Annotated in this window: 25 protein-coding genes; 10 read left to right on the forward strand and 15 right to left on the reverse strand. The window is 47.7% G+C overall.

Annotation, left to right across the window (positions count from 1 at the left end):
* The first annotated feature begins 4 nt into the window (after window positions 1–4).
* The 3 genes from alsS (at window position 5) to RUW00_RS10635 (ending at window position 3,172) form a co-directional block, all read left to right on the forward strand.
* On the forward strand, window positions 5–1,717 hold the full coding sequence (gene alsS / locus RUW00_RS10625; protein ID WP_072177020.1) for an acetolactate synthase AlsS: 1,713 nt from the start codon (window positions 5–7) through the stop codon (window positions 1,715–1,717).
* A gap of 60 nt (window positions 1,718–1,777) precedes the next feature.
* Window positions 1,778–2,545 (forward strand): acetolactate decarboxylase, encoded by a 768-nt coding sequence (gene budA, locus RUW00_RS10630; protein ID WP_003151318.1) that lies wholly within the window; start codon window positions 1,778–1,780, stop codon window positions 2,543–2,545.
* Between the two features lie 102 nt (window positions 2,546–2,647).
* Window positions 2,648–3,172, forward strand: a complete 525-nt coding sequence (locus RUW00_RS10635) for an NAD(P)H-dependent oxidoreductase (protein ID WP_280144676.1) — start codon at window positions 2,648–2,650, stop codon at window positions 3,170–3,172.
* Between the two features lie 124 nt (window positions 3,173–3,296).
* Here RUW00_RS10635 and RUW00_RS10640 read toward each other — a convergent pair whose 3' ends face one another.
* The 10 genes from RUW00_RS10640 to RUW00_RS10685 form a co-directional block, all read right to left on the reverse strand.
* A complete protein-coding gene (locus RUW00_RS10640; RefSeq protein ID WP_007407525.1) occupies window positions 3,297–3,830 on the reverse strand; it encodes an SH3 domain-containing protein in 534 nt (177 codons plus the stop codon).
* Between the two features lie 60 nt (window positions 3,831–3,890).
* Window positions 3,891–4,808 carry a ribose ABC transporter substrate-binding protein RbsB gene (gene rbsB, locus RUW00_RS10645; protein WP_014419047.1) on the reverse strand — a complete coding sequence of 306 codons (918 nt, stop codon included), beginning with the start codon at window positions 4,806–4,808 and terminating at the stop codon, window positions 3,891–3,893.
* A gap of 13 nt (window positions 4,809–4,821) precedes the next feature.
* Complete coding sequence (gene rbsC, locus RUW00_RS10650) at window positions 4,822–5,793, reverse strand: ribose ABC transporter permease RbsC (protein WP_012118605.1); 972 nt, start codon at window positions 5,791–5,793, stop codon at window positions 4,822–4,824.
* Window positions 5,783–7,276 (reverse strand): sugar ABC transporter ATP-binding protein, encoded by a 1,494-nt coding sequence (locus RUW00_RS10655; protein WP_014419046.1) that lies wholly within the window; start codon window positions 7,274–7,276, stop codon window positions 5,783–5,785. Before RUW00_RS10655 ends, rbsC begins: the two co-directional genes overlap by 11 nt.
* Window positions 7,277–7,292: 16 nt before the next feature.
* Window positions 7,293–7,688: a D-ribose pyranase gene (rbsD, locus tag RUW00_RS10660; RefSeq protein WP_061860931.1), complete on the reverse strand. Its 396-nt coding sequence runs from the start codon at window positions 7,686–7,688 to the stop codon at window positions 7,293–7,295.
* Window positions 7,685–8,566, reverse strand: coding sequence for a ribokinase (gene rbsK, locus RUW00_RS10665; RefSeq protein ID WP_022553886.1), 882 nt, complete (start codon window positions 8,564–8,566; stop codon window positions 7,685–7,687). The genes rbsD and rbsK overlap by 4 nt, the downstream gene beginning before the upstream one ends.
* A complete protein-coding gene (locus tag RUW00_RS10670; protein WP_280144675.1) occupies window positions 8,559–9,548 on the reverse strand; it encodes a LacI family DNA-binding transcriptional regulator in 990 nt (329 codons plus the stop codon). Before RUW00_RS10670 ends, rbsK begins: the two co-directional genes overlap by 8 nt.
* A 93-nt stretch (window positions 9,549–9,641) precedes the next feature.
* The gene (locus RUW00_RS10675) at window positions 9,642–10,775 is read right to left on the reverse strand and encodes a Ger(x)C family spore germination protein (protein WP_014419042.1); all 1,134 of its coding nucleotides are present in this window, start codon (window positions 10,773–10,775) and stop codon (window positions 9,642–9,644) included.
* Complete coding sequence (locus tag RUW00_RS10680) at window positions 10,765–11,856, reverse strand: GerAB/ArcD/ProY family transporter (RefSeq protein ID WP_012118599.1); 1,092 nt, start codon at window positions 11,854–11,856, stop codon at window positions 10,765–10,767. The genes RUW00_RS10675 and RUW00_RS10680 overlap by 11 nt, the downstream gene beginning before the upstream one ends.
* The gene (locus RUW00_RS10685; protein WP_072177023.1) at window positions 11,846–13,315 is read right to left on the reverse strand and encodes a spore germination protein; all 1,470 of its coding nucleotides are present in this window, start codon (window positions 13,313–13,315) and stop codon (window positions 11,846–11,848) included. Before RUW00_RS10685 ends, RUW00_RS10680 begins: the two co-directional genes overlap by 11 nt.
* Window positions 13,316–14,046: 731 nt before the next feature.
* On the opposite strand from RUW00_RS10685, the gene pgsB reads away from it, so the two are divergent.
* From pgsB to RUW00_RS10710, 5 genes are all read left to right on the forward strand, one after another.
* The gene (pgsB, locus tag RUW00_RS10690; protein WP_003151337.1) at window positions 14,047–15,228 is read left to right on the forward strand and encodes a poly-gamma-glutamate synthase PgsB; all 1,182 of its coding nucleotides are present in this window, start codon (window positions 14,047–14,049) and stop codon (window positions 15,226–15,228) included.
* 14 nt (window positions 15,229–15,242) lie between these two features.
* Window positions 15,243–15,692, forward strand: coding sequence for a poly-gamma-glutamate biosynthesis protein PgsC (gene pgsC, locus RUW00_RS10695; protein WP_003151340.1), 450 nt, complete (start codon window positions 15,243–15,245; stop codon window positions 15,690–15,692).
* An 18-nt stretch (window positions 15,693–15,710) separates the two neighbouring features.
* Window positions 15,711–16,859, forward strand: a complete 1,149-nt coding sequence (locus RUW00_RS10700) for a CapA family protein (protein WP_007614174.1) — start codon at window positions 15,711–15,713, stop codon at window positions 16,857–16,859.
* Window positions 16,860–16,866: 7 nt separating this feature from the next.
* On the forward strand, window positions 16,867–17,028 hold the full coding sequence (gene edmS, locus RUW00_RS10705) for an extrachromosomal elements maintenance protein EdmS (protein ID WP_003151344.1): 162 nt from the start codon (window positions 16,867–16,869) through the stop codon (window positions 17,026–17,028).
* A 150-nt stretch (window positions 17,029–17,178) separates the two neighbouring features.
* Window positions 17,179–18,414, forward strand: a complete 1,236-nt coding sequence (locus RUW00_RS10710) for a C40 family peptidase (RefSeq protein WP_280144674.1) — start codon at window positions 17,179–17,181, stop codon at window positions 18,412–18,414.
* 38 nt (window positions 18,415–18,452) lie between these two features.
* On the opposite strand, the gene RUW00_RS10715 is transcribed toward RUW00_RS10710, so the two are convergent.
* The 3 genes from RUW00_RS10715 to RUW00_RS10725 form a co-directional block, all read right to left on the reverse strand.
* Entirely contained in the window at window positions 18,453–19,178 is a 726-nt protein-coding gene (locus tag RUW00_RS10715) for a sunset domain-containing protein (protein ID WP_280145416.1), read from the reverse strand.
* Window positions 19,179–19,283: 105 nt separating this feature from the next.
* The gene (locus RUW00_RS10720; protein ID WP_222885038.1) at window positions 19,284–20,141 is read right to left on the reverse strand and encodes a Cof-type HAD-IIB family hydrolase; all 858 of its coding nucleotides are present in this window, start codon (window positions 20,139–20,141) and stop codon (window positions 19,284–19,286) included.
* A 154-nt stretch (window positions 20,142–20,295) separates the two neighbouring features.
* Window positions 20,296–21,282, reverse strand: coding sequence for an LCP family protein (locus RUW00_RS10725; RefSeq protein WP_014419036.1), 987 nt, complete (start codon window positions 21,280–21,282; stop codon window positions 20,296–20,298).
* Window positions 21,283–21,586: 304 nt separating this feature from the next.
* Between RUW00_RS10725 and RUW00_RS10730 the strand changes: the two genes are divergently transcribed.
* Both RUW00_RS10730 and RUW00_RS10735 read left to right on the forward strand, forming a co-directional pair.
* Entirely contained in the window at window positions 21,587–22,963 is a 1,377-nt protein-coding gene (locus RUW00_RS10730) for a sugar porter family MFS transporter (RefSeq protein WP_007407509.1), read from the forward strand.
* A gap of 92 nt (window positions 22,964–23,055) precedes the next feature.
* On the forward strand, window positions 23,056–24,468 hold the full coding sequence (locus RUW00_RS10735) for a bifunctional glycosyltransferase family 2 protein/class I SAM-dependent methyltransferase (RefSeq protein ID WP_280144673.1): 1,413 nt from the start codon (window positions 23,056–23,058) through the stop codon (window positions 24,466–24,468).
* 3 nt (window positions 24,469–24,471) lie between these two features.
* Here RUW00_RS10735 and RUW00_RS10740 read toward each other — a convergent pair whose 3' ends face one another.
* Complete coding sequence (locus RUW00_RS10740; protein WP_014419034.1) at window positions 24,472–25,602, reverse strand: Ger(x)C family spore germination protein; 1,131 nt, start codon at window positions 25,600–25,602, stop codon at window positions 24,472–24,474.
* Complete coding sequence (locus RUW00_RS10745; RefSeq protein WP_014419033.1) at window positions 25,599–26,705, reverse strand: GerAB/ArcD/ProY family transporter; 1,107 nt, start codon at window positions 26,703–26,705, stop codon at window positions 25,599–25,601. Before RUW00_RS10745 ends, RUW00_RS10740 begins: the two co-directional genes overlap by 4 nt.
* Window positions 26,706–26,710: the final 5 nt, after the last annotated feature.

The following is a 26,710-nucleotide window of genomic DNA, read 5'->3' on the forward strand; positions in this document are numbered from 1 at the left end:
GGTGTTGGCAAAAGCAACAAATGAACTAAAAACCTCTGAAAAAAATCGGGGGGCGGAGCTTGTTGTTGATTGCTTAGTGGAGCAAGGTGTCACACATGTTTTTGGCATTCCGGGTGCAAAAATTGATGCAGTATTTGATGCGTTAAAAGATAAAGGACCTGAACTGGTTTTATGCCGTCACGAACAGAACGCTGCATTTATGGCTGCGGCTGTCGGAAGACTGACTGGAAAACCAGGCGTTTGTCTCGTTACTTCAGGCCCGGGGGCATCCAACTTGGCGACCGGCTTGTTAACGGCTAATACAGAAGGTGATCCGGTAGTGGCGCTGGCGGGTAACGTAATTCGCGCAGACCGGTTAAAACGGACACACCAATCATTGGACAATGCGGCGCTATTTCAGCCGATTACAAAATACAGTGTAGAAGTACAGGAAACAGGGAATATACCAGAAGCGGTAACAAACGCCTTCAGGGCAGCGTCAGCAGGTCAGGCAGGCGCGGCTTTTGTGAGCTTTCCGCAGGATGTTGTGAATGAAATCACAAACGTGAAAAACGTACGCAGCGTGCCGGCGCCGAAACAAGGCCCTGCACCGGAAGAAGCGGTCAGCGCGGCTATCGCGAAAATCCAGACGGCGAAACTTCCCGTTCTGTTAGTCGGCATGAAAGGCGGAAGACCGGAAGCGGTAAAACAAATCCGCAAACTGCTTGCCAAAACAAAACTGCCTTTCGTAGAAACGTACCAAGGGGCCGGCACATTGTCCAGAGAGCTGGAAGACCAATATTTCGGCCGGATCGGACTGTTCCGCAACCAGCCGGGCGATCTTCTGCTTGAACAGGCGGATGTCGTATTAACGATCGGTTATGATCCGATTGAATACGATCCGAAGTTCTGGAACGTAAACGGCGACCGTGCTATTATCCATCTTGATGAAATCCAAGCCGATATCGATCATGCCTATCAGCCGGAATTAGAATTATTAGGCGATATCGCCGCTACGGTTAAACAAATTGAACACGACGCTGTGACATTTGATATGGGCAGCCGTGAACAAGAAGTGCTGAGCGAATTAAAACAGATGCTCACAGACAGCGAGAAGGCGCCAAGCGACAATAAATCCGACAGAGTGCATCCTCTGCAAATCGTCCAGGAACTGCGCAATGCAATTGATGACGACGTAACCGTCACTTGCGATATCGGTTCTCACGCGATCTGGATGTCCCGCTACTTCCGCGCTTATGAGCCGCTGAAACTGTTGATCAGCAACGGCATGCAGACATTGGGCGTAGCGCTTCCTTGGGCGATTGCCGCCACACTGGTGAATCCGGGTGAAAAAGTCGTATCCGTTTCAGGAGACGGAGGATTCCTGTTCTCTGCAATGGAATTGGAAACGGCAGTCCGCTTAAAAGCGCCGATCGTTCACCTTGTATGGAATGACAGCACATATGATATGGTCGCATTCCAGCAAATGAAAAAATATAACCGTACATCATGCGTAGATTTCGGAAACATTGACATCGTAAAATATGCAGAAAGCTTCGGCGCCACCGGCTTGCGCGTTGAGTCACCGGAACAGCTGGCAGACGTGCTGCAAAAAGGCTTGAACACAGAAGGCCCTGTCATCATTGACATTCCTGTCGATTACAGTGACAATGTCCATTTATCAAGCGACATGCTTCCGAAGCAATTCAAAGAAAAAATGAAAGCAAAAGCTCTCTAGCACTCTGCGCACCATGACCTGTTTTCTAAAACAGCCCAATTTAAAAGGAGTGAAGGGAATATGAAAAACGCAAGCGACATCCATATGATGAGCCGCGGAGAAAAAGGCTCACCTGAGGATCAGATCTATCAAGTATCCACAATGACATCTCTGCTGGACGGAGTATATGACGGAGATTTTGATATGGCTGACATTCCGAAATTCGGTGATTTCGGAATCGGCACGTTCAACAAACTGGACGGCGAATTAATCGGATTTGACGGAGAATTTTACCGTCTGCGCGGCGACGGAACGGCTACGCCTGTTAAAGGCGGAGACCTGTCACCATTCTGCTCATTCACATTTTTCACGCCGGATATGACGCATACGATCGACGGCGAAATGACCCGTGAAGAATTCGAGCAGGAAATCGCCAGCCTTCTGCCTAGTAAAAACTTATTTTATGCGATCCGTTTAGACGGCGTATTTAAAAAGGTGCAGACAAGAACGGTAGAACGCCAGGAGAAACCGTACGTTCCGATGATCGAAGCGGTGAAAACACAGCCTGTGTTCAACTTTGACGACATTCAAGGTACAATCGCCGGCTTCTGGACGCCGGGATACGCAAACGGCATCGCTGTTTCCGGATATCACCTGCACTTCATTGATGAAGGACGCAATTCCGGCGGACACGTGTTTGACTATGTCATTAAAGATTGTAAAGTGACCATTTCTCAAAAAATGAATATGAACCTCAAGCTTCCGAACACGGCGGACTTTTTCAACGCAAATTTAGATAATCCGAATTTTGCGAAGGATATCGAAACAACCGAAGGAAGCCCGGAATAAATTAAAAAAGAAAGCCCCATTTTTCTCGGGGGCTTTCTTTTTATTTGGCTGAACCGGCAAAGATTAGGTAAAATACAGTCAAAAGGGAAAGGTGTGGTAGCTGTGAAAGTATTGGTATTAGCGGTTCATCCTGACATGGACAACTCAGCGGTCAATAAGGCGTGGACAGAAGAATTAAAAAATCATGATGATATCACGGTCCGTGAGCTTTATAAAGAATATCCGGACGGGAAAATAGATGCGGAAAAGGAACGGCAGCTGTGTGAAGAGTATGACCGGATCGTATTTCAATTCCCGCTGTACTGGTACAGTGCGCCTCCGCTTTTAAAAACATGGATGGATCATGTGCTGGCGTATGGCTGGGCTTACGGCTCCAAAGGAAAGGCGCTGCACGGCAAAGAATTGCTGCTGGCTGTTTCCGTAGGTGCCGGAGAGGATGCATATCAGGCAGGCGGGTCTAACCATTTTTCACTGAGCGAGCTCTTAAGGCCGTTTCAGGCAATGGCTAATTTTACGGGTATGACCTATTTGCCGGCTTTTGCGATGTACGGGGTAAGCAGCGCCGATGCTGCGGCTATCCGTGACAATGCCAAACGCCTGGCGGATTACATAAAGAAGCCGTTTTAGAGTCGTATGCATTCATCTTCATCCGACAATATTTCCTGAGAAATATTTCGAACCTTAGACGTTTCTGACTGCTCAAGAAAGAAAAAACGGATTTCGCGCTGAATTTGCGAAATCCGTTTTGATATTATGTCAGTTTTTGCAGATCTTTTGTGCTGATATATCCCGTTGCGCCCCCGTAATCGACAAGCGCCCAGCCGAAGTCAATGCCGCCGCCGGCTGTCTTTTTCCATCCGAGGAAAGAAACGCTCGTGTTTTTAGCAAGGGAAGCTTTGACCGCTTGTTTGTCTGTATATACTTTTGTTTTTGCCGTCGTTTTTACGGTTGTTGCTTCTTTAACAATATAATGAGTAGATACAAATCCTGTTTTTCCGTTTTTATAATGTACTTTTGCCCAGTCAGCGTTCTGGAATGAAACGATCTTTAAGCTGTCGCCTAAATGAAGGGTATCAGCTCTCGGACTGGCTGCTGATGCTTTTGTTCTGACGTTCAATGCTTCCGCGGAAACGAGATAAGAGTCAAGCGGGTAGCTGTACAGATCGTCAATTTTGACCGCTTCTTGCGCGTGTGTCTCCGGAAGAGGCGTTATTCCGGCAGCTGAAGCCGCTGTTATTCCCGCTGCAAGGGTCAGAATGGATGCCGCTTTGGCTGTTTTCTTCATCTGTATCTCTCCTTTTACTTCATCCTTTCACGTTTTACCGGAAGTCTAAACATCGGCCGGTTATTTTTGTGTTTGAAGTTTCAATGGAGCGGAAATGGTTTTTTTGACTTTTTCTCCTTTGAGCACCTGCTCCGCCGCTTCGGCCGCCAGTTTTCCGATCAGCTCCGGCTGCTGGGCGACCGTGGCTGTCAGCTTCCCGTTTTTAATGGAAGAAATCGCATCTTTATTTCCGTCGAAACCGACGACCAGAATGTGTTTGCCCGAGCTGTTAATCGCTTCGAGCGCCCCGAGTGCCATTTCATCATTATGGGCGAACACGGCTTTAATATCCGGATGTCCCTGCAGCAGGTTTTCCATGACGGTCAATCCTTTTGTACGGTCAAAATCCGCCGCTTGCTTTGTTACGACATCCAGCTTTTTGTCGGCAATATGATGAAAGCCCGTTCCGCGTTCCCGTGTCGCGGATGCGCCCGGCACCCCTTGCAGTTCAGCCACTTTGGCGCCTTTTCCGAGCTGATCGGCGAGGTAGTCAGCCGCCATTTCTCCTCCTTTGACATTGTCAGAGGCGACAAGCGTTTCGACTTTGCCGTGTTCGGCTGAACGATCAAGCGCAATGACGGGAATGCCGAGGGAATTTGCCGATTCGACGGCTGTTGAAATCGCTGATGAATCGGTCGGATTGATCAGCAGCGCATCGACTCCCTGCTGGATCAAATCTTCTACGTCATTTGACTGTTTAGATGAATCATTTTGGGCATCGACAATAATGACCTTCATGCGCCGTTTTTTGGCTTCCTTTACAACGCCTTCTTTTAATGAAACGAAGAACGGATTGTTCAATGTAGAGACGGAGAGCCCGATAGTGAATTCTTTTTTATGTTTTGTGTTTGACGGTTTTGCCCATTGTGGCGGTTCAAGTGAACAGGCGGACAGCAAAAACAGTGATAATGCCGCGATCGTGATGATGGCTTTCTTCATAATGGTCCTCCTACTATGCCGATTTTTTGCGGTCCAGCAGCACCGCGATTAAAATGACGATTCCTTTGACGACGAGCTGATAAAAAGATGATACGCCGAGAAGGTTCAAGCCGTTGTTCAGCGTTCCGATAATCAAAACCCCGATCAGCGTACCGATGATGCGCCCTCGACCGCCGGACAGGCTCGTTCCGCCGAGAACGACCGCTGCGATGGCGTCCAGCTCGTATGATTCCCCGGCCGTCGGCTGTGCGGAATTTAAGCGTGATGTCAGAATCGCTCCTGCCAGCGCCGATAATAAACCTGTCAGAGAATAGATCATGATCTTGATGCGGGGCACTTTGATTCCCGATATCAGCGCCGCTTTCTCATTGCCGCCGATGGCGTATGTCCGGCGGCCGAACGGTGTTTTGTGCAGAAGAACCCACAGGGCCGCAAATGCAATCAGCATCGTAATGGCAGGTACGGGAATGCCGAGAAAATAACCGCGCCCGAATAATTGAAATGCGTAATTTGAACCGAGCCCCGTAATCGGATTTCCGTCCGTATAGACGAGGGTCAGTCCGCGAAAGACGGTCATTGTCGCCAAAGTGGCGATGAACGGCGCCATTTTTCCTTTTGTGATTAATAATCCGTTTATCATGCCGAGTACGGCGCCGATCACGCAGCCGATGATGACGGCTAAGATCGGATCGATGCCTGAGACCATCATACCTGCGACCAATGCGCTCGATAAGGCGAGGATGGCTCCGACAGAGAGATCAATGCCTCCCGTTAAAATGACAAACGTCATTCCGAATGCAATCAGAGCGTTAATCGCAACCTGCCGAAGAAGGTTGAGAATATTGAGGGGTTCAAGAAAACTCGGGTTTAAAACGGAAACGATCAGCACAAGAATCAGTAAGCCGAGAAACGGACCGAGTTTTTGCGTAAAGGTATGAATGGAAAATCGCTTTTGTTCAGTTGATGTCATTGGTTCAGTTTTCATTCTGCTGCCCTCCCGTGGCAAGTGTCATGATGTGTTCTTGTGTTGCGCCGGCCGCATTGATTTCTCCGCTGATGCGCCCTTCGTGGACGACGATGATTCTGTCACTCATGCCGAGAATTTCCGGCAGCTCGGAAGACACCATGATGATGGCGACTCCGCGATCGGTCAGTTCATTCATTAATGAATAGATTTCCCTTTTCGCGCCTACGTCGACGCCTCTTGTCGGTTCATCAAGGATGAGAACTTTCGGGCCGATTCCGATCCATTTGGCGATGACGACTTTTTGCTGATTTCCTCCTGATAAATGCCGGGCGGCGGTTTCCGGAGATGCGGTCTTAATGGTCAGACGCTTGATGAGCAGCTCAACGAACTCCGCCTCGCGTTTTCGGTCAATGATGCCTTTCGGAGAGAAGCTGGTCAGGTTCGGCAATGAGATATTTTCACGAATGGACGTATCCAGCAGCAGCCCTTCATCTTTGCGGTTCTCCGTAATCAGGCCGAGGCCCTTGCGGATGGCATCGTACGGACCCCGAATGCCGGTTTTTCGGCCGGAAATCCAGATCTCTCCGGAATCGAGCCTGTCAATTCCGAACAGCGCCCTCATGATTTCTGTCCGTCCGGCACCCATTAAGCCGGAAACGCCGAGGATTTCTCCGGCGCTCACATGGAAACTGATCTGTGAAAAGCTTCCTTTTTTTGAGGCGTTTTTCACTTCGAGCACCTTATCGCCGAGTGACGGCGTGCGAGTCGGATACCGATCGGTCAGCTCCCGCCCGACCATTTTTTTGACCACTTCATCAAAATTAGTATCTTTAATATGCGCCGTATCGACAGTGAGGCCGTCCCGCATAATGGTGATCCGGTCGCAAATCGAAAATATCTCTTCCATTCGGTGCGAAATATAGACGATGGATACGCCGTCCCGCTTTAACGCCGTCATTACGTCAAACAGTTTGCTGATTTCCCGTTCGGTCAGCGCCGCGGTCGGTTCGTCCATAATAATGACTTCGGCGTTTGTCATCAGCGCTTTGGCAATCTCAATCATCTGCTGCTGGCCGACGGAACATTGTCCGGCTTCCCGGTCGAGAGGAAGAGAGACTCCCAGTTTTTCAAGCTGTGATTTTGCTAGCGCTTTCATTTTCTTCGTTTCCAAAACGCCGAACGCCGTCGTCAGCTCTTTGCCGATAAAAAGGTTTTCAAGCACCGTCATGTCCGGCCATATATTCAGTTCCTGATGGATAAAGGCGATTCCGTGCTTTTCGGCCTCCTTTGGATTGGAGAAGCTCATATTTGTTCCGTTTATCGTAATGTTTCCCTTGTCGAGCCGGTGGAGCCCGGTGAGCAGATTCATTAACGTCGATTTTCCCGCTCCGTTTTCTCCCATTAAAGCGTGGATTTCTCCCGGCAGAAGCTCAAATGAGACGCCGGAGAGCACTTGGTTTTTGCCGAATGCTTTATGAATGTCTGTCATGCCGATGTGCATGCTGGATCCCTTCTTTCTAGAAAATCACACCCGCCTGCAGGATGCAGTTGGCGTATGGTGTCATTTCACCCGTTCGGATGACGGCTTTTGCTTTCTGTGTGAGCCGTTTGAATTCCTCGTGGGACATGTACTCGATCGTCTGCGCTGAGAAATGGCTTTCTATGAAACTTGCATTCTCAGGATTTGCGTCTTTGATCTCGGAAGCGGCTATCACCTTTTCGACTGCCATCTCCCCGGCTACCAGGCCAGTCACGTCCCGAAAGGCGGGAACGCCCGCCGTTAAGGACAAATCAATTTTAAGGACGCCGTCAGGGACGGGGAGACCCGCATCGGCGATCGCGATGAGGTCTGTATGCCCGAGATCGGCTAATACTTTGGCAATGTGGCTGTTTAACATTCCGTGTTTTTTCATGACAACAGCTCCTCAACTTCTTTTCTGGCCGGCATCCCGCCTTGGGCGCCGAAGTGCTGCACGGACAGGGAGGCGGCGCGGTTGGCAAACAGGAGCGCTTGCTCGATGTCCCGTCCTTCCGCGAGTGCGACGGCAAGTGCCGCATTAAAGGTATCGCCGGCTCCCGTCGTGTCGACCGCTTCTGCAGGGAAAGCGGGAACAAGCCGTTCCTTGGTGCCGTCTGAGTAGCGCACGCCTTGTTTTCCTTCGGTAATGAACAGTTTGCCGGGATAGCCGGCGAGCGCTTCTTCTTTCGTCCGGTCAGGAAATAAAATGGATGCTTCATGTTCGTTCGGCGTAAGATATGCGGCATCCTCAATCGTCGATTGTTTCAGCGGCCGGGCCGGCGCGGGATTCAGGATAACCGGAATCTGCTGCGCGCGGCAGTAGCTGCACACTTCTTCAACGGTTTCTTCAGGAATCTCCTGCTGGATCAGCACGATATCAATGCCGGGAAGTTTTGCTAGCGCACTTTTGGCATAATCGGGGGAGATGTCATCGTTTGCGCCTTTTACGACGACGATGCTGTTGTCTCCTTCTGCGAGCACAATATGAGCCGTTCCGCTTTTTTTATGTGTAACCGTTTCCATGTAGTCCGTATTGACACCGTTTGCCTTCAGGTTTTCAATAATCGCTTTTCCGTAGCCGTCATTGCCTGCTTTTCCTACCATATATACGTTTGCGCCCAGACGGGAAGCGGCTACAGCCTGGTTTGCGCCTTTTCCCCCGGGCACGGTTTGAAAGTCTGTGCCCAGTACGGTTTCTCCGGCTTTCGGACGCCGATCGGATGTGACGACCAGATCCATAGAACAGCTTCCGATAACACAAATTTCACTCATGGTGATCATCCTTTCTCGTCGTTTGTCTTCTTATGTAAGTCACGGGCATTTGAATGGCCGTCTCTTTCGGCGGCTCTTTCTTTATCAATTGCAGCAGCAGGTTTGCCGCTTTTTTTCCCATCTCATATGCAGGCTGGCGGATGGTTGAAAGAGGCGGAAACAAAAGCCTGCTCTGCGGAATATCGTCGTATCCGATGATCTGAATCTCCTCCGGAACTTTTTTGCCGAGCCGCAGCGCCTCATGGAGGACGGCAGCCGCCGCAATGTCGTTGCTGGCAATGACTCCGTCGGTTTCCGGGTATGCTGCAAACAATTCTTCTGCTAAAATGGCGGCATCCTTGATGGAAAATGAAGCGGCGGAGATGACATTGAACTGCGCGCCCGCTTTTTGCAGCACATCAAGTGCGCCGTTAAAACGTTCCTGAGCGGTCGGAAGGTGGGCTGGGCCTTTGACAAGCGTGATGCTTGTGCTTTTGCCGCGAAGCATTTCCTCAGCCGCCCGTTTTCCGCCTGCCCGTCCGTCACTGAATACGGATGGGGCGCCTTCTTTTGTCCGGTCCAGAAATACGACCGGGTAAAGGCTGCCGCTGTATTCGGGAAGGTCGGGGTAATGGGTGGCCGCCAAAATACCGGCAACTTGATTTTGTTTAAATGTTTGCAGGTAGTCGAGTTCTTTTTCCAATTCTTCATCGCTGTTGCCGATGATCAGCCGGTATCCTTCCCGCTGCAACTCGTCTTCAGCCCCGCGGGCAAGCTGAGGGAAAAAGGGATTCGTAATATCCGGAAGCAAAAGCCCGACCAGTCTGGATTCTCTTTTATAAAGAGAGCGGGCAACTTCATTCGGATAATAATTCAGCTTCTCCATGGCAAGCATGACCTTCGTTCGTGTATCTTCATGCACGTAGCCGTTGTCATTGAGGACACGCGAAACCGTGGCAACAGAGACGCCGGCAGCGCCTGCGACATCTTTAATCGTTGCCAACAAACACTCCTCCTTCATTTATGTAACCGTTTACATAAAAAGAGTAACACGAATAATTTCGGTTGGCAACAAAAAAAGAGGCCGGGGCCTCTACTAATTCACGATACCGATTTGCGAGATATTCACTTTGATATCAGGGACGATCTCGATGGAAGGATAGACCTCACGCCAATTGAGCCGCTTGCCCCGCTCATAATAATGGGTTTGATAGTTCCGGCCGATGCCGAGGATATCCGAGTTGTGCTCCTGAATATGGCTGATCACCGATCTGGCCTGCCCGTTCAGATTTGCTGATGCTTGTTTGTTCATTTGGTCGATTGCCGTATAAGAATTCAGCTTGTCCTTCGGATATTCCAAGACGCGTGCATTCAGTTTTAAACGGATTTTCACTTTTATATGCTGCGGATCTGTATCTATAAATACAATCTTTCGCGTGGCATCCGTGATGCCGAGAGAAAGATAATTTTCAATATCCATTTTGTATTTGTCCCACAGCTTCAGATTAATATTAGCCGATTTATTAAATTGCCCGCTTAAAAGGGTCAGGAGGGTCGAATCCTGACCGAGCACCTCAGTCACTTTCCGCTGGCCGCTGAACAGGGCAGAACCCTCTACCTTTATCGTCTGTCCGTTAATCGATAAATAAGGAAGGGCGAAATCCTTATCAGCCGTCAGCATGCTTGAACGGATGGATTGCAAATTTTCCATGCTGATATTTGATTCCGCATTAGCGCTTGTTAATAAATTCGTTAAATACTTGCTGACGATCAATTTCTGCCGGACGATCAGCTTCAGCACTTCAATCGCCTCGCCGTCTTTTACAACCGCCGGATGAGCGAGAAGCGGACTTTTCGGATCTCTGTAAAAGACATCGAGATAAGGAAAAAGCGGTTTTTCCGCCATTTTCTCACCGATTAATAAGACTCTTTGCTTGGACGTGTCAATGCGCTGATCGACAAGCTTATCCAATTGAAACCGCGCTTCACGGATGGTGTGCCCGGAAGCGCTGAGCACCGTCGTAATGAATGAGCCGCCCGTTTCCTGTTCCGCCTGGGACGACTGAACCTTCCGATAGGTGATGCCGATTTTATTTTTACCGTCATGATCAACATCAAGGCTTGCGGTCAGCACGAGAGAAATATCTTTCAGCAAATTTTGATCCCAGCAGCCCGCAAGTGTCAGGCTTGCGCACATGAGACTGATAAGAACCGCTTTTTTAATGCGCATGGCGGACACCCTTTTTGCGTACAAGGACAATCAATACCATAAATAACGGAAACAAATACACAAACACAATATCGGAAATGCGGAAAAACTGATCCAGCTGCTGTATCGTTTTATCCGTGCTTGTGGCCCAAATAGACAGAAGGAAGACGAGCAGGGCCAGCGGATAAACAAACCGGCTGTGGTCTTTTTGATTGAACAGCTTGGCGATGCCGGTGCTTGCCAAGTAAAACACGTTGGCCAGTGTTGAAAAGACGGTCACGAACCAAAACGTCAAAAAGAGCAGATCCGTCCGTTCGATAATTCTGAATGAAACGGTTTTTAACAGGTACAGCACAGGCTCCGGGATCATTTTTATTTCTTCGGGGCTGATTGTGACAAAGCAAGTAAGGGTGATATACAGGTAATAAAGGATAATCAAGATGTTTGAAATCGTCAGTATTTTGTAGCGCTGGCTGACGGTGCAGTTGATTAGGGGCCCGATCACGAGCGCCGCCTGAAAGCCGGTAATGCTGACAAGTGTTTGCTGCACCCCGGTAAGCATGTCTTTTGCGGTTCCGTGAAAAATCGGCATAATGTATGTGATATCGGCTTTTCCCAGCGTGTATAAAATCGGCAGAGAGATCAGCAGCAAAAACGGTGTTAAGATAAAGCTGAACCTGGCGATCGCATTCAGCGGGGCCTGGGCGATATAGACAGAACCGAGGATCAGCATTAAGCTGACCACCCAATTCGGAGTCTGCGGGAGCACCCAGATATCCAATATCCGTGTAAATACAGAAAGAATGAGCGTGCAGAGAAACGCGAAATATAAAATATACAGCACCTGCACCCCTTTGCCGGCAAGTGTTCCGAACACCTCCTCCAGCATTTCGTACAGGTTCAGCTTCGGAAACCGGTGAAATAATATCATATACAGGCTGAATGTAAGCTGGACGAGCAATCCGGTAAGCAGAATGGAAATCCATCCGCTGCTTCCCGATTTCATCATCAGTAAATGGGGCAGCGCCAAAATGCCGATGCTGATCTGCGTCTGATTGATGAAAAACACGCCTTGAAGCGGGCTGATTTTTTTAGGCTTCATCTTTTCTCCACCCCCGAACATGTTTTATCTGCTTTGAGTCTTGCGGTCTCAAATAAAAAGGCCTTCTTTTAATAAACCAAGCCGGCAGCCGGATAAATGCATCCTTCAAGTCGCTGAAATGAAACGGCGTCAGAGATGATAAATAAGGGACGCCGAGTGATTCAAGCTTGCACAGGTTCATCAGAATAAGCCCGAAGCCGAGTGCGATGCCGATAAAACCGAACGAAGATGCCAGAAACATAAGCGGAAATCTAAGCGTTCGGATGGAGGTGCTCATTTCATATGAAGGAAGCACAAAAGAAGAAACGGCCGTAACGGCTACGACGATAATCATCATATTAGAAATGAGTCCCGCCTGAACGACTGCGTCACCGATCACGAGACCGCCGACAATGCCGATCGTCTGACTGATCGGTTTCGGCAGCCTGATACCGGCTTCGCGGATCAGTTCAATCGTAATCTCCATAATCATTGCTTCTATCAGCGGAGGGAAGGGAATATCAACAATCGAATTTTTCATGGTGATAATCAGATCGTTGGGAATGACTTCAAAATGAAATGCAATCAGCGCGATATAAAAAGCGGGCAGCGTAATCGCGATCATAAAGGCGAAAAATCTCAGCACTCTTAAAAAACTGGCGGAAATCCATCTCGTGCTGTAGTCATCCGGCGATTGAAAAAAAGAAAAGAATGTGATCGGCGCAATCAAAGCCGACGGGCTCCCATCCATCATGATCAGTACACAGCCTTCCATCACGCATGCTTTTGCTTTATCCGGCCGTTCCGTATGAATGATCTGCGGAAAAATGGAAAACGAATTATCTTCTATTGATTCCTCGATAATCCCGGGCGCAAGCACGCTGTCTATACGCAGGTATGACAGGCGCCGCTTCACTTCCTCGACAATCTCCGGATTGGCGATATTCTCAACAAAGATAACCGCAACCTTTGATTTGGCTCTTTCCCCGATATCCATATAATGAACGGAGAGATGGCGGTCCTGTATGTGAAACCGCAGCTGATGAATGTTCGTTTCCAAACTTTCCACAAACCCGTCATGGGCGCCGCGGACGATACTTTCAGATTCGGGTTCCATAATGGAACGCAGCGGATTCTGCCCGACGGAAAACAGCTTCGCTTTCCTCGATGCATCGCTGAGAAAAACAACCTGTCCTGCCAAAATCCCGTCAATGAGTTTTCTGGTTTCATCCGTTTCCGCACTGCTGACGGCATTCATCGTTTCCTCAAGCGGGCCGTTCTGCAGGGTGTCGCTTAACAGAAACTCATTCAGCTTCTGTTCTTCTATCATTTGTTCAATATAAAAGAAAGCGGTATGACGGTCCTGCAGTTTGATCCTTCGTATTTTAAAATCACCGCAAACACACATCAGCTCCTGCATTTCCCGTACAGCCGATTCAAAATCGCCGGGAATCCGTTTGTTTTGTTTATCCGCAGACATCAGACCGCCTCCTTTCCTGGTTATCTGTAGTTTTCAGCGGGTATTCCTTTTTTATGCATTTTATAAAATAGAGGAGCTCCTCGATGTTTTACCAAGAACTTCACATTTATGGATGAATATTTCTTGAACGAATATAAAGATTTATTAAAATTATTTCAAAAGAGGGATAAATGTCCTGTAAATGGTTTAAAAGGAGAAAGGCTTTCCGCATATAAAATGTGTATTTCTTGTAAACACTCCGGACCCGTCTTTTTCTGTCATGTACCAGTCATTCCGCTAGTTATTTTGGAATGGGACTGAAAGCAGGATACGGGGGAGAAATGAATGACTTTAAGACCTTATCCTTAACAAAACAGGCAGTCTGCATACAGCGGACAGAGAGTCCCGAAACGTATGCGCAGTGCGAAAAACGCTGATACAAACGGGCTGGAAAAGATGGATTATCATTACATCTTTTTCTTCCGGAACGCGAATAGTTCCATTGGTCTAAATGAATTTCTGCGCGGAAATGTAAACGCATTCATTTTTCTTTTGAAAAATTAAAGTAAGGTTGAAGTCCTGCCTATTCCCAAAAAAAGCAATTCGATAATAGGAAGAATAGCGTCACTAATAGAGAAGTTTGGCTCAGTGAAAGCGGGAAGATTATGTTACATAATGCCGATTGAGAATTCATAGTGAAGCTATATACTGATGAATGAATTTATCAATACAGAAGGAGATGTCAAAAATCAATGTGGTTACTCATTATAGCCTGTGCTGCCGTACTAATCATCGGAATCATTGAAAAAAGGCGGCATCAGAAGAATATCGATGCTCTGCCAGTACGCGTCAATATTAATGGTATCCGCGGAAAGTCAACCGTAACAAGGCTGACGACCGGAATACTGATGGAGGCGGGCTACAAAACAGTCGGAAAAACGACGGGAACAGATGCAAGGATGATCTATTGGGATACACCTGAGGAGAAACCGATCAAACGGAAACCGCAGGGCCCGAATATCGGCGAGCAAAAAGAAGTAATGAAGGAAACCGTAGAACGGGGCGCCAATGCCATTGTCAGTGAATGTATGGCGGTAAACCCGGATTATCAGATTATCTTTCAGGAAGAACTCCTTCAAGCCAACATCGGCGTCATCGTGAATGTGCTTGAAGACCATATGGATGTCATGGGGCCGACGCTTGATGAAATCGCTGAAGCTTTTACCGCGACGATACCGTATAACGGTCACCTTGTCATTACAGACAGTGAATACACAGACTTCTTTAAAGAAAAAGCCGCAGAGCGGAATACCGAGGTCATTATTGCGGATAACTCTAAAATTACAGATGAATACCTTCGAAAATTTGAATATATGGTCTTTCCTGATAACGCTTCCCTTGCGCTCGGCGTTGCCCAGGCTCTTGGGATAGATGAAGAAACGGCGTTTAAAGGAATGCTGAATGCGCCGCCTGATCCTGGCGCCATGAGAATCCTGCCGCTGCTCAGCACGAAGGAGCCCGGTCATTTCGTAAACGGCTTTGCCGCAAATGATGCATCTTCTACTTTGAATATATGGAAACGTGTAAAGGAAATCGGCTACCCGACAGATGAACCGATCGTCATCATGAACTGCCGCGCCGACCGTGTGGACAGAACGATTCAGTTCGCAAACGACGTGCTTCCGTACATTAAAACGAAGGAACTCATACTCATCGGCGAGACGACAGAACCGATCGTCAGAGCTTATGAAGAAGGCAAGATTCCTGCCGATACATTGCACGATCTGGAATATAAATCAACAGACGAAATCATGGACGTGCTGAAAACAAGAATGCAAAACCGTGTCATATATGGCGTCGGCAATATCCACGGTTCAGCGGAACCATTAATTGAAAAAATTCAAGAGTATAAGGTGAAACAGCTCGTTAGCTAGGAGGAAAAGGATAAATGTTCGGATCAGATTTATACATCTCACTTATTTTAGGCGTGTTAATCAGTTTAATTTTCGCGGAAAAAACAGGTATCGTACCTGCCGGTTTAGTCGTGCCGGGTTATTTAGGGCTCGTTTTTAACCAGCCGGTCTTTATTTTACTCGTATTGTTAGTGAGTCTTCTTACATACGTGATCGTCAAATACGGTTTATCCAGATTTATGATTTTGTACGGACGCAGAAAGTTCGCAGCTATGCTGATAACGGGAATCTGCTTAAAAATCGCCCTTGATTTCCTTTACCCGATCGTACCGTTTGAGATATCAGAATTCCGCGGAATCGGTATCATCGTACCGGGTCTGATCGCCAATACCATTCAGAAACAGGGATTAACGATTACATTTGCCAGCACGCTGTTCTTAAGCGGCGCAACTTTTGCCATTATGTTTGCTTACTACTTAATCTAATGTAAGGTGTGTCAAACGATGAAAAAACAATTAAGCTTTCAAGAAAAACTGCTGAAGCTGACCAAACAGCAGAAAAAGAAGACCAATCTTCACGTTTTTATCGCGCTGCCGATCGTCTTTTGCCTGATGTTCGTCTGCATCCTGACAGGGAAGGCGGAAACGCCGAGTGTGAAAAGGAATGCAGATGACCTTGTATCAGCCTCATTCGTCGGAGATATTATGATGGGCCGGAATGTCGAGAAAGTGACAAAGCATAAAGGCACGGAGAGTGTCTTCCGTTACGCAAAGCCATTCTTCGAAGCATCCGACTATGTGTCGGGGAACTTTGAAAACCCGGTTACATATAAAAAGAACTACAAAGAAGCAGAAAAAAATATCCACCTTCAGTCAAACAAAGATGCCGTAAAAGTATTGAAGGACATGAATTTCACCGTTCTTACGGCAGCCAACAACCATGCGATGGATTACGGCCCTCAAGGAATGCGGGATACGGTTGAAGAGTTTTCAAAGCAAAATCTTGAACTTGTCGGCGCGGGCCTCACGCTGAAGGAAGCCGAGCAGAACATTTCGTATCAAGATGTAAACGGAATCAAAATCGCAACACTGGGTTTCACTGATGTTTCAGGAAAAGGCTTTGCAGCTAAACGAAATGCGCCGGGTGTGCTTCCGGCCGATCCAGAGCTGTTTATTCCGATGATTTCTAAAGCCAAAAAGAAAGCCGATCTTGTCATTGTTCAAACACACTGGGGACAGGAATACGATAATGATCCGAATGACAGACAGCGCCAATTGGCAAGAGCAATGTCAGATGCCGGAGCGGATATTATCGTCGGACACCATCCGCACGTGCTAGAACCGATCGAAATGTACCACGGCACCGTAATTTTCTACAGCCTGGGCAACTTCGTATTCGACCAGGGGTGGACAAGAACGAGAGACACGGCGCTTGTTCAATATCATCTGCAGAAAAACGGCACGGGACGCTTTGAAGTCACGCCGATGAATATTCATGAAGCAACGCCTGCACCGGTTAAAAAAGGCAGCATCAATCATAAAACGATCGTACGTGAACTGACGAAAGAATCGAATTTCGATTGGAGCGTCAAGGATGGAAAATTAACGTTTGATGTGGATCACAGCGATATCTTAAAAAAGAAAGCGGAGTGAAAAACAAATGAAAATCATTAAAGCGGGATGGCCGTTTGCCGCGATCATTATGGTCTTTATGTTTATGTCAGCGTTTAAATACAATGATCAGCTCACAGATCAGGAAAAACAAAAAATTGACACGGAAATGCAAAAAATTCAGCAAGAGGACACAGCGGGCGCAAAATAAGCGCATGATTCCGCTTGCCGGCATATTGTTTGTTCCGAATCCAGTAAAGAATGCCCATATCGGGCATTCTTTTTTTGTGTACTCTCCTAAACATTTGTTAAAAGTTACCGATGTAAAAACTACCAAAAATAAGGAGAGTGAATAGAAAACATGCTCACAAGCTGGAGGAAGTACATCCTTGCCGGCCTTATGATTTGTCTTGTGGCACCTGCAGTGACGAGAACGGAAATTGCTGAAGCGGATTCTCAAGTTTCTGTCCTGATCGTTTCAGACGCGCAAAAACTTGTCGGAAATAAATATGTTTACGGAGGCGAAGAGCCTGAGGACGGTTTTGATCCGTCCGGATTGATCCATTATCTTTTCAGCAGACAGAACATCCATCTGCCGAGAACGGTCAGTGATCAATGGAAAGTCGGAGCCGCCGTCAAAGAAAATGACCTTTCACCGGGAGATCTTGTGTTTTTCAAAAAGTCGGATTCAACACAAAACGCGCCCGTCCATGACGGTCTTTATATCGGAAACGGAGAGATGATACACAGTTCTCCGTCTGAAGGCGTAACCGTCACACGCTTTCAAAAAAGCAGTTATTGGATGAATTTATATCTTGGCGCCAAGCGGATTACAAAAGATCCGGAACTGGCTGATGATCCGATCGTTCAGGAGGCAGCCCGTTACCTCGACATTCCGTATGTATTCGGCGGAAGCACGCCCGAGGAGGGATTCGACTGTTCGGGGCTGGTCCAATATGTTTTTGAAAACAAGCTTCACATTTACCTGCCGAGATCTGCGGAACAGCAGTGGCTGGTCGGTGAGAAAATCAAACTGAGCGGCATAAAGCCCGGGGACGTGATTTATTTCAGCGACACGTATAAAAAAGGAATTTCCCATGCGGGCATTTATGCGGGAGAGGGAAGGTTCATCCAAGCAAGCCGCTCCGCAAAAGTCACCATTTCTTACTTGTCGGAAGATTACTGGAAAAAACATTTTACGGGGGTGCGCCGATTCAGCAATTTAGCCATTTCTAAAGAAAATCCCGTTGTGTCCACAGCGGCCGATCATATCGGAATTTCTTATCTGAAAGGCGGCGTTTCACCGGAAACCGGCTTTGATACGGCGGGATTTGTTCAATACATCTATCAAAAAGCGAAAGGAATCAGCCTGCCGCGTTATGCGGACAAGCAGATGGAGGCGGGCGTTCCGGTCGATAAACAAGATCTGAAGCCCGGTGATCTGGTCTTCTTTAAAGCGGAAAGCCTGAATCCGGCCATTTATATCGGGAACGGACAAGTGATTCATGTCACCGTGTCCGCAGGCGTTACCATAACAAATATGAACACAAGCGCTTATTGGAAGGACAAATATGCGGGCAGCATCCGGCTTCCGTAAAAAAAGACGTCAGAGAGTGTCTCTGACGTCTTTTTCTTTTACCGTTTCGGCGCTCTGTATCCGGCCGCTACCGCATCCTCTACGGAACAGAACATTTCCGCGGGATCTGTCGTCCGGTCGTAGTATGTACTTCCCGGCGTGTGATAAATGCCGTTCCGGCTGCCTTTAATGTCGCATCCCTGTGAGGTGCCGGCTGCTTTCGTTTCTGCATGTCCGCTGGAGGAAGGGGCGTTGTTTTGCGCCGTTTCCGCGTTTTCGGATGTTTTTGTTTCTGCTTTCTGCCGCTTTAAAGTTTTATTTTCTGACTGAAGCGTTTCAGCGGTCTTTTCAAGCTTCTTTTGTGAATTTTTTAATTTCTCATTGTCTTGTTTGAGTGATTTGTTTGTTTTTTTCAGCTCGCTTATCTCTTGGCTGAGTTTGCTGAGTTTTTCTTCATTGCCGGCTTCGGCTTCGGATTTCTCCTTTTCGGCCGCGGCACTGATGCTTTCATATTTTTTCTCAAGCGCCTGGTGTTCTTTCGTCAATTTTTGATAAGCGGTATCAAGGGTGCTGTATTTCTCCTCTGCCTTCACGGCCGAGGCGTCCGGCTCTGCGAGGGAGGCACCGGTCAGAAGCAGGATAAATCCGCCGATGAGAAGGGGCCAAAACAGCTTTTTTGAAAAATGTTTTTCTTTTTTTGCCGCTTTGCATATGAGGTGGAATATTCCGTATCCGACTGCGCAGAGAAAAGCTAAACATCCTATAATAGCGATTGCATTCGACATCATGAAACTCCTTTTTTCTTCATCTTACAATTTATTTTCATTTTTGGGAATTCCTTTTTTGGGAAACGTGAAAAGCCAGGCCGTGAAAGACCTGGCTTTTGCCTTTTATTGATCGTTGTCGAGAAGCCGGTTGATGAAATATGCGACGCCGTTTTCATCGTTGCTTTTTGTAATATACGTGCTTTTTTCCTTCAGTTCATCAATCGCATTGCCCATGGCGATGCGGTTTCCCGCCGCTTCAAACATGGAGAAATCATTCGGGCTGTCGCCGATGGCGTAAATATCCTGTTTTTCAATTCCGTACAGTGAGGCAAGCTCCGTCAGAGCACGTCCCTTTCCGGAACCGGCAGGGAGGATTTCGATAATGTGTTTCCCGGAAGATGTCTGGGATAATTTCGGATGATGTGTAATTTCTTCTTTGGCGTTTCTCAGTTTTTCCATATCAAAAGAGAAACAAAGAAGCTTGTAAACATGTTCGTCTCCGTTAAAAATCGCCTGTATATCCTGCACGGGTTTAATGCCGAATTGTTTAAACTGCGTCTTTGCGCCCTCCCATAATGTCCGAATATCTTCCTTGGGATTGGCGCTTTTCAGAATGTCCAGTTCTGCCTGCAGTTTGGACTCGCCGTCAAACGGGGACAGCAGATGATCATCTGTATAGACCTCAAAGTAAATGTCGTTGTCCGTTAAATAAGCGGCGATATCCTTCCCGGCCTGCTGATCCATTAAGAGCCGGCTGACGAGGCGGTATCCTTTGTCATGGACTGTCCCGCCGTTTGCCGCAATGATCGGAATATCCAAATCCTTTAAGAGCGCTTTTACATCAAACGTGGCTCTGCCCGTGCAGATGGCCACGAGAATGCCCGCTTCATCCGCTCTTTGTAAAGCCGCTCTGTTTTCCGGAGAAATCACACTGTCCGAGTTCAGTAATGTGCCGTCTAAGTCAATGGCTATCAATTTCATATGTATGGATGCCCTCCTTAAAAATAAAGCTGCTTCATGTAGTATGTTCAGCTTTGTGCGAAATCAGCAGAAAGCCGTCAGTTAAAAGGCTATACCTTCATGTCCTTTTTTTCAACAGAAAAACGGCGGGATTTGCTAACCCCGCCGTGACATCTTACGCGTTTAAATCATTTTTTAATTTCGTTTTCACTTCTTGAAGGTTTTCCTCATTCAGCTTGAAGTAATAAATATTTTTGCCGTACTGAGGAGTGTAAATATAGCTGTCTGAACCTGTCAGCTGCAAAGAATCCACCGATTTCAGCGATGTGATAAACGGGAACAGACCGATGGCGTCATTAAGAGATAAGTTCATTTTTAAGTTTTTCCCTAAGCTGTCGACGATATCGTCATAAGATGGGATCGAGCTTAACGATTTAGATTTTTTAATAATGGCGCTCAGCACTTCCATCTGTCTTTGTCCGCGCATCAGATCGGTGTCCGCTTTGCGTGTTCTTACATAAGCCAGTGCCTGCTCACCGTCAAGCGTTTGGACGCCCGGCTTCAGCACGACTTTTCCTTTTGTATCGACTTTAATACGATCGGCAATTTTCTGGCTTTTCACATTTACCGTAACGCCGTTCAACTCATTGACGACATCGCGGAACGCGTCGAAGTTGCTCTCAACCACATAATCTACCGGAATATCAAGCATGTTTTCTACTGTTTTATAAGTTAAATTATAACCGCCGTAAGCATGTGCGTGCGCGAATTTGTCATAGCCGTGTCCCGGGATGTTGACATAGGAATCCCGCGGAATGCTGAGCATCGTCGCTGTTTTCTTTTTCCGGTTGAAGGTGACGAGCACGTTGGCGTCACTTCTTGCGTCATCTACTGATTCGCCCTTACTGTCACGGGCGTCTATTCCTAAAAGCAATACGGTGAAAGAATCCTTCTTCGGGTCAAATTCTTTGATCCGTTTTACGGACTGGTCGCCGCGGTCAAGGCTGACGTGCGCTTCTTTGGTCGCATTATTCAATTTCACAAATGCGTAGGTGCCGACGGAACCGGCGATCACCAATAAGAAAGCGGCGAATACCAGTACAAATTTCACCCATTTTCTGAGGCGTCTTTTCTTTTTTCTGCGTTGAGATCGTTCTTCCATATCATTACCTCTCGTTTCTATTCTTTGTGAAGCGTACCATAATTGTTGACTTGGAGCAACTCTGTAAATGAGAAAATTCCAAATCTTTCTCTCTATTTCGACAACATCTACTGTTATTTTTGCATCAGGTTCACATTATATTGGACGGCAGGAAGCGGGAAATGTTTCGTCGCTTTGTAAAAAATAATTAGTAAAATAATGGATATTAACGGTGCGGAAGGTTTGAAACGGACGGAAACAGGCAAAAGAAGCAGTAGAACAATTCCGCGCGGATACAGCGTTGGATGAAGGGAGTCTAAATAACATGAAAAGCATACACTCGAATAAATGGCTCTATTTTTTCGGCGCACTCGGCGGCGCGTTATACGGATATGATACCGGAGTCATTTCCGGAGCTATTTTATTTATGAAAAAAGAACTGGGACTGAACGCCTTTACAGAAGGCCTCGTCGTCAGTTCGTTATTGGCGGGGGCGATTCTCGGATCGGGATTCGCCGGCAAACTGACCGACCGGTTCGGCAGGCGGAAGGCCATCATGGGAGCGGCGCTGCTGTTTTGTATAGGCGGTTTAGGAGTCGCTTTTGCCCCGAATACAGAGGTGATGGTTCTTTTCCGGATCATTCTCGGACTGGCTGTCGGAACATCTACAACGATCGTTCCGCTCTATTTATCGGAGCTGGCTCCGAAGCATAAACGGGGGGCGCTTTCTTCGCTGAATCAGCTGATGATTACGGTCGGAATCCTCGTTTCTTATATCGTGAACTATATATTTGCCGATGCAGGCGCTTGGCGCTGGATGCTTGGACTTGCGGTTGTGCCGTCAGTCATTCTGCTGATCGGAATCTTATTTATGCCGGAAAGCCCGCGCTGGCTGTTTACGATCGGCAAAGAAGAGAAAGCAAGAGAAATCCTTTCATCATTGCGGGGAACGAAGAATATTGATGATGAGATTGATCAGATGAAAGAAGCGGAAAAGGAAAACGAAGGCGGCTTGAAAGAATTGTTTGAGCCGTGGGTGAGACCCGCGCTGATTGCCGGCCTCGGACTTGCCTTTTTGCAGCAATTCATCGGGACAAATACAATTATTTATTACGCCCCGAAAACATTTACCAGTGTCGGGTTCGGCAATTCCGCGTCTATATTGGGAACGGTCGGAATCGGTGCCGTCAATGTCATCATGACGCTTGCGGCTATTAAAGTCATTGATAAGATCGGCCGGAAGCCGCTGCTGCTGGCCGGAAATGCGGGCATGGTCATCAGTCTGCTCGTATTGGCCGCGGTCAATCTCTTCTTTGAACATTCAGCAGCCGCATCATGGACAACGGTGATTTGTTTAGGCCTGTTTATCATTGTGTTTGCGGTCAGCTGGGGGCCTGCCGTGTGGGTCATGCTTCCTGAATTATTCCCGCTGCATGTCCGGGGTATCGGGACGGGTGTCTCCACTTTGATGCTGCATGCCGGAACATTGATTGTCTCATTAACCTATCCGATGTTAATGGAAGCAGTCGGCATCAGCTATTTATTTCTCATTTATGCCGCGATCGGGATACTGGCATTCCTGTTCGTCCGGTTTAAAGTGACCGAGACGAAGGGGAAAAGCCTTGAAGAAATTGAGCAGGATCTGAAAAGCCGTAACGGAGGCTCGGGATCAGAATCAAATCGGCGGACAGTTCATCCGTAATATTCAGTTTTAGGGGGGCGGTTATTCACCGGCCCCTCAAAACGGATGCGGGCAGGCGCCCGGTCACATAAATGACGGGGATATGTCATACGTTGTATAAAGTCACGATAAAGGCGGGGATGCCGGTGAAAACGAGTATTATTATCCTTACATATAATGAACTTGAGCTGACGAAAAAATGTCTGGCCAGCATTGAACGATACACCGACAAAGATAAGATTGAACTGATTATAGTTGACAACGGTTCCTCAGACGGAACGAGAGAATACATATCAAATCTGCCTGACGTCAAAGTCATCCTAAATGAAAAAAACCTCGGGTTCGCCAAAGGGTGCAACCAGGGAATCGAAGCGGCAGGGGGAGAAAATCTGCTGTTTCTGAACAACGATACGATGGTCACGAAAAATTGGCTCATCTCCATGCTGAGGGTGCTGTATCATTCTGAAAAAACCGGTATGGTCGGGCCCGTCAGCAACTATGTCAGCGGCGCGCAAATGATCCATGACGCGTATCAATCGCTTGATGAGCTGGAGTCATTCGCGGAGGCGTATTGCGCACGGGAAAAGCATCATACAAAGCGGGTGCTGCGCCTTGTCGGCTTCTGTCTTCTGGTGAAAAGAAGCGTCATTGAAGACATCGGCCCGTTCGATGAGCAATTCGGATACGGTTCTTTTGAAGATGATGACCTATGTCTGCGAGCCCTGCAAAAAGGCTACAGCCTGCACATCGCCCTCGATGCCTTTGTGCATCACCACGGGCACGCGACGTTTACGGCTAATCAGGATATCAATATCAATCAGTTATATTCGGAGAACCGCCAGCGTTTTACGGAAAAATGGGGCACTGATTTTACGTACTTTACTCATCCGAGACCGGAAATTGCGGAGCTCGTTCCCCGGGAGGCGAAACGGATACTTGATGTCGGCTGCGGCGCGGGGGCTACGGGGCTGGAACTTCAAAACAGACAGCCTTGCGAACTGTACGGAATAGAACTGCACCCGCTGGCGGCGCAAGCGGCAAAAGGACATTATGAAGCGGTGCTGCAGGAAGACGTCGAAGAAGTGAAGCTGCCTTATCCGGAAGGCTTTTTTGATTGCATCATTTTCGCCGACATCCTTGAGCACTTAAAAGACCCGTGGCGCGTCATTGAAACGTACTCATCCTATTTGTCGCCTGCCGGATCAATCGTTTGCAGCATTCCGAATATTTCCCACGCCGAAGCGCTGTTCCCGCTTCTGCTCGGTGACTGGACATACAGAGACGCCGGCATTCTCGACCGCACCCACTTGCGGTTTTTTACGCCGCAGACGGTGCGCACACTCTTTCCGGAAGAGACATTTGCTGTGAAAAAGCAGTCCTATACGTATGTTCACGTGGATGAGCGGGTGCAGCTGTTTTTACAGGAAATCACACGAATGGCGCAATCGATGCAATTTCCGGTGACACAGCTGCCCGAACAAAGCCGGATTTATCAAATTCTCCTCCGTGTCGAAAAAACACGCTGAAGGCTACCGTCCCATCGTTCCGAAGTTGGTAATCTGAATGGAAACATCATAGTCAAAGGCCGCTTCGGAGAAGGTCTCATCCCAATGATGCTTTACTTTCTTCCAATAGTCGGGATATTGAATGCGGACTCTGTCAGAAAAGAAGACAGGGTCCGTTTCATATTGATTCTGCAGCTTATCGATGACTTCTTTCACATCGCTTTTCAGTTTTTTTTCGAAAATCTTTTCCAGCCCGTTTAAATAGTGCTGATCGAATGAATCTTCTCCGGCATATTGATCCTCTGACAAAAGTCCTTTTGTTTTTACCGCTACATGAAATGACAGCTTCCCGTTTTTCAGCCTGGGAGTGATGGCGGATGTTGATTTTTTGATCTCGAAGGTAATCGGGTGCCCCCCTTTATCCAAAGCGGGCAGCACGCCGCCCCGTATCGTCCCCATGAGCCAATTCAGGCTCTGTATTTCGTATGGTGACAGAAAGCCCGCCAATCTGTTTTGTTTTGCGTTTTTGATAATGGCCGCTCCGTCATACACCGTTTTTCCTTTTTGATTGCTGACGGCCTGAATGAGAAAACTGCGTTTATTATGGCAGTAAATTGAAGCTCTCCCGATTCGGAGCGGTTGTAAAATCTTCCCGTTGTAGTTTCCATTGTTCGTAAGGTCGATCAGCTTTTCCGCGGGCATGGGCTGCTGCTGATTCGGCGTCGGCTCCGTCAGAATATCGGACGCTTTTCCTCTTACCGCGAAGAGATAGCTGCTCCGCCTTAATTCATCATCGCGGATAAAATGATTCATCATCTGCAGTATATTTTGGTCGGCCAGCAATTTGTCGCTGAATATCAGCACTTTTAAGTGATCGCTGTAAACAGGCGGATCTTTTAAAGCGACTTCACTGACGGCTTCAAGAATGGTATCCCCCCGCGTCGTCACATTGACAAACACGGGCCGGCCGGAAGCCTGGCTGTTTTCACTTTGGGGCAGCAGGTTTTGATAGGTTAATTTATATCGGCGGTCACTCGTCTCGTCTATCGCCAGTCCCCGGGCGAAAGATAGCTTTTCGACTTCCTTCGCGTCCCAGCATCCTGAAAGCGTCATCAGTATGAAAAGCGCCGCCGCCCATTTTATGAAAAGTGTCATGACGTCTGTTTCCTCCCGGCTATTTTTTTCATCCAGCTGACAAACCAGATGAGAAAAGGAATCATAATGACGGCAAAAAACGTATACCCGAGAATATTCGCGAATGCAAACACGCTGTTGATATCATCGGGGTACATCGAAAGGCCGAATGTCACTGCCAATAAGCTCCCCATCAGCCAGGCATTGTTTTTATTTTTCAGTCTGAAAATGGTGTTTAATCCGATATGCGCCCCTTTAAAAGAGCCGAGCATACAGGTAAACTGCTGGCATGTCCACGTGATTAAAAGAAAGATATCAAACCGCTCAATGAAAATACCCCGGATTTCTAAGGCGTGAATCAGGGAAATGGTCGGATACGTCACCGTTTTGGCCTCAGCGACAGACATACAGCCGATAACGACAAGCAGCGTAACGCTGTAAAATAAGCCTGCGCTGGCGATGCCGAAGACAGCAGCCTTTTTCGCCTGCTTCGGATTTTTCATAAACGGCACCAGATACAGAATCACCTCAAGTCCTGAAAAATACAAAAGGGTCCGCGGAAACATCTCAAAAAAGCTTTTGTAGCCTCCTTCCATGACCGGGCGGACGAAATCCAGCTTAAACAGTCTCAGGCTGAATATAAGCAGCATAATCAGAATGACGATCGTAACCGGGAACAGATAGGCATAAAGCTTTGAAATGGGATAGACCCCGCCGGTCACATGGTAGATGCCGACCGCCAGAAAGATGAATATGACGACACCCATCGGCGTATTTTTCAGTAAAAAGTAATTGATGACTTCACCGAGAAAACGGGCCTGAAAACAGACGGTGACGACAAAATAACAGCTGATGAATAAATTCAGAAGAGAACCGATGGCGCGTCCCATGATGCTTTGATTCAGCTCATATATGGTTTCCCCGCTGTTTTTCTGCAAAAACGGCATAAAGAGCAGGACGATGCCGATAAACACGACACCCTGCACAAGAATAATGATCCATCCGCTCGGACTGTCCGCTGTTGCGGCGGAGCGCGGCAGTGTTAACACGCCCGCTCCGATCATTGTTCCGCTTACCATGAGAAGTGTCTGCATAAACGACAGCTTGTCTTCCGGTTTTTTCATGGGGA

Origin of the sequence: Bacillus sp. IS1 (assembly GCF_032461585.1) — a bacterium.
Classification (GTDB): domain Bacteria; phylum Bacillota; class Bacilli; order Bacillales; family Bacillaceae; genus Bacillus; species Bacillus velezensis.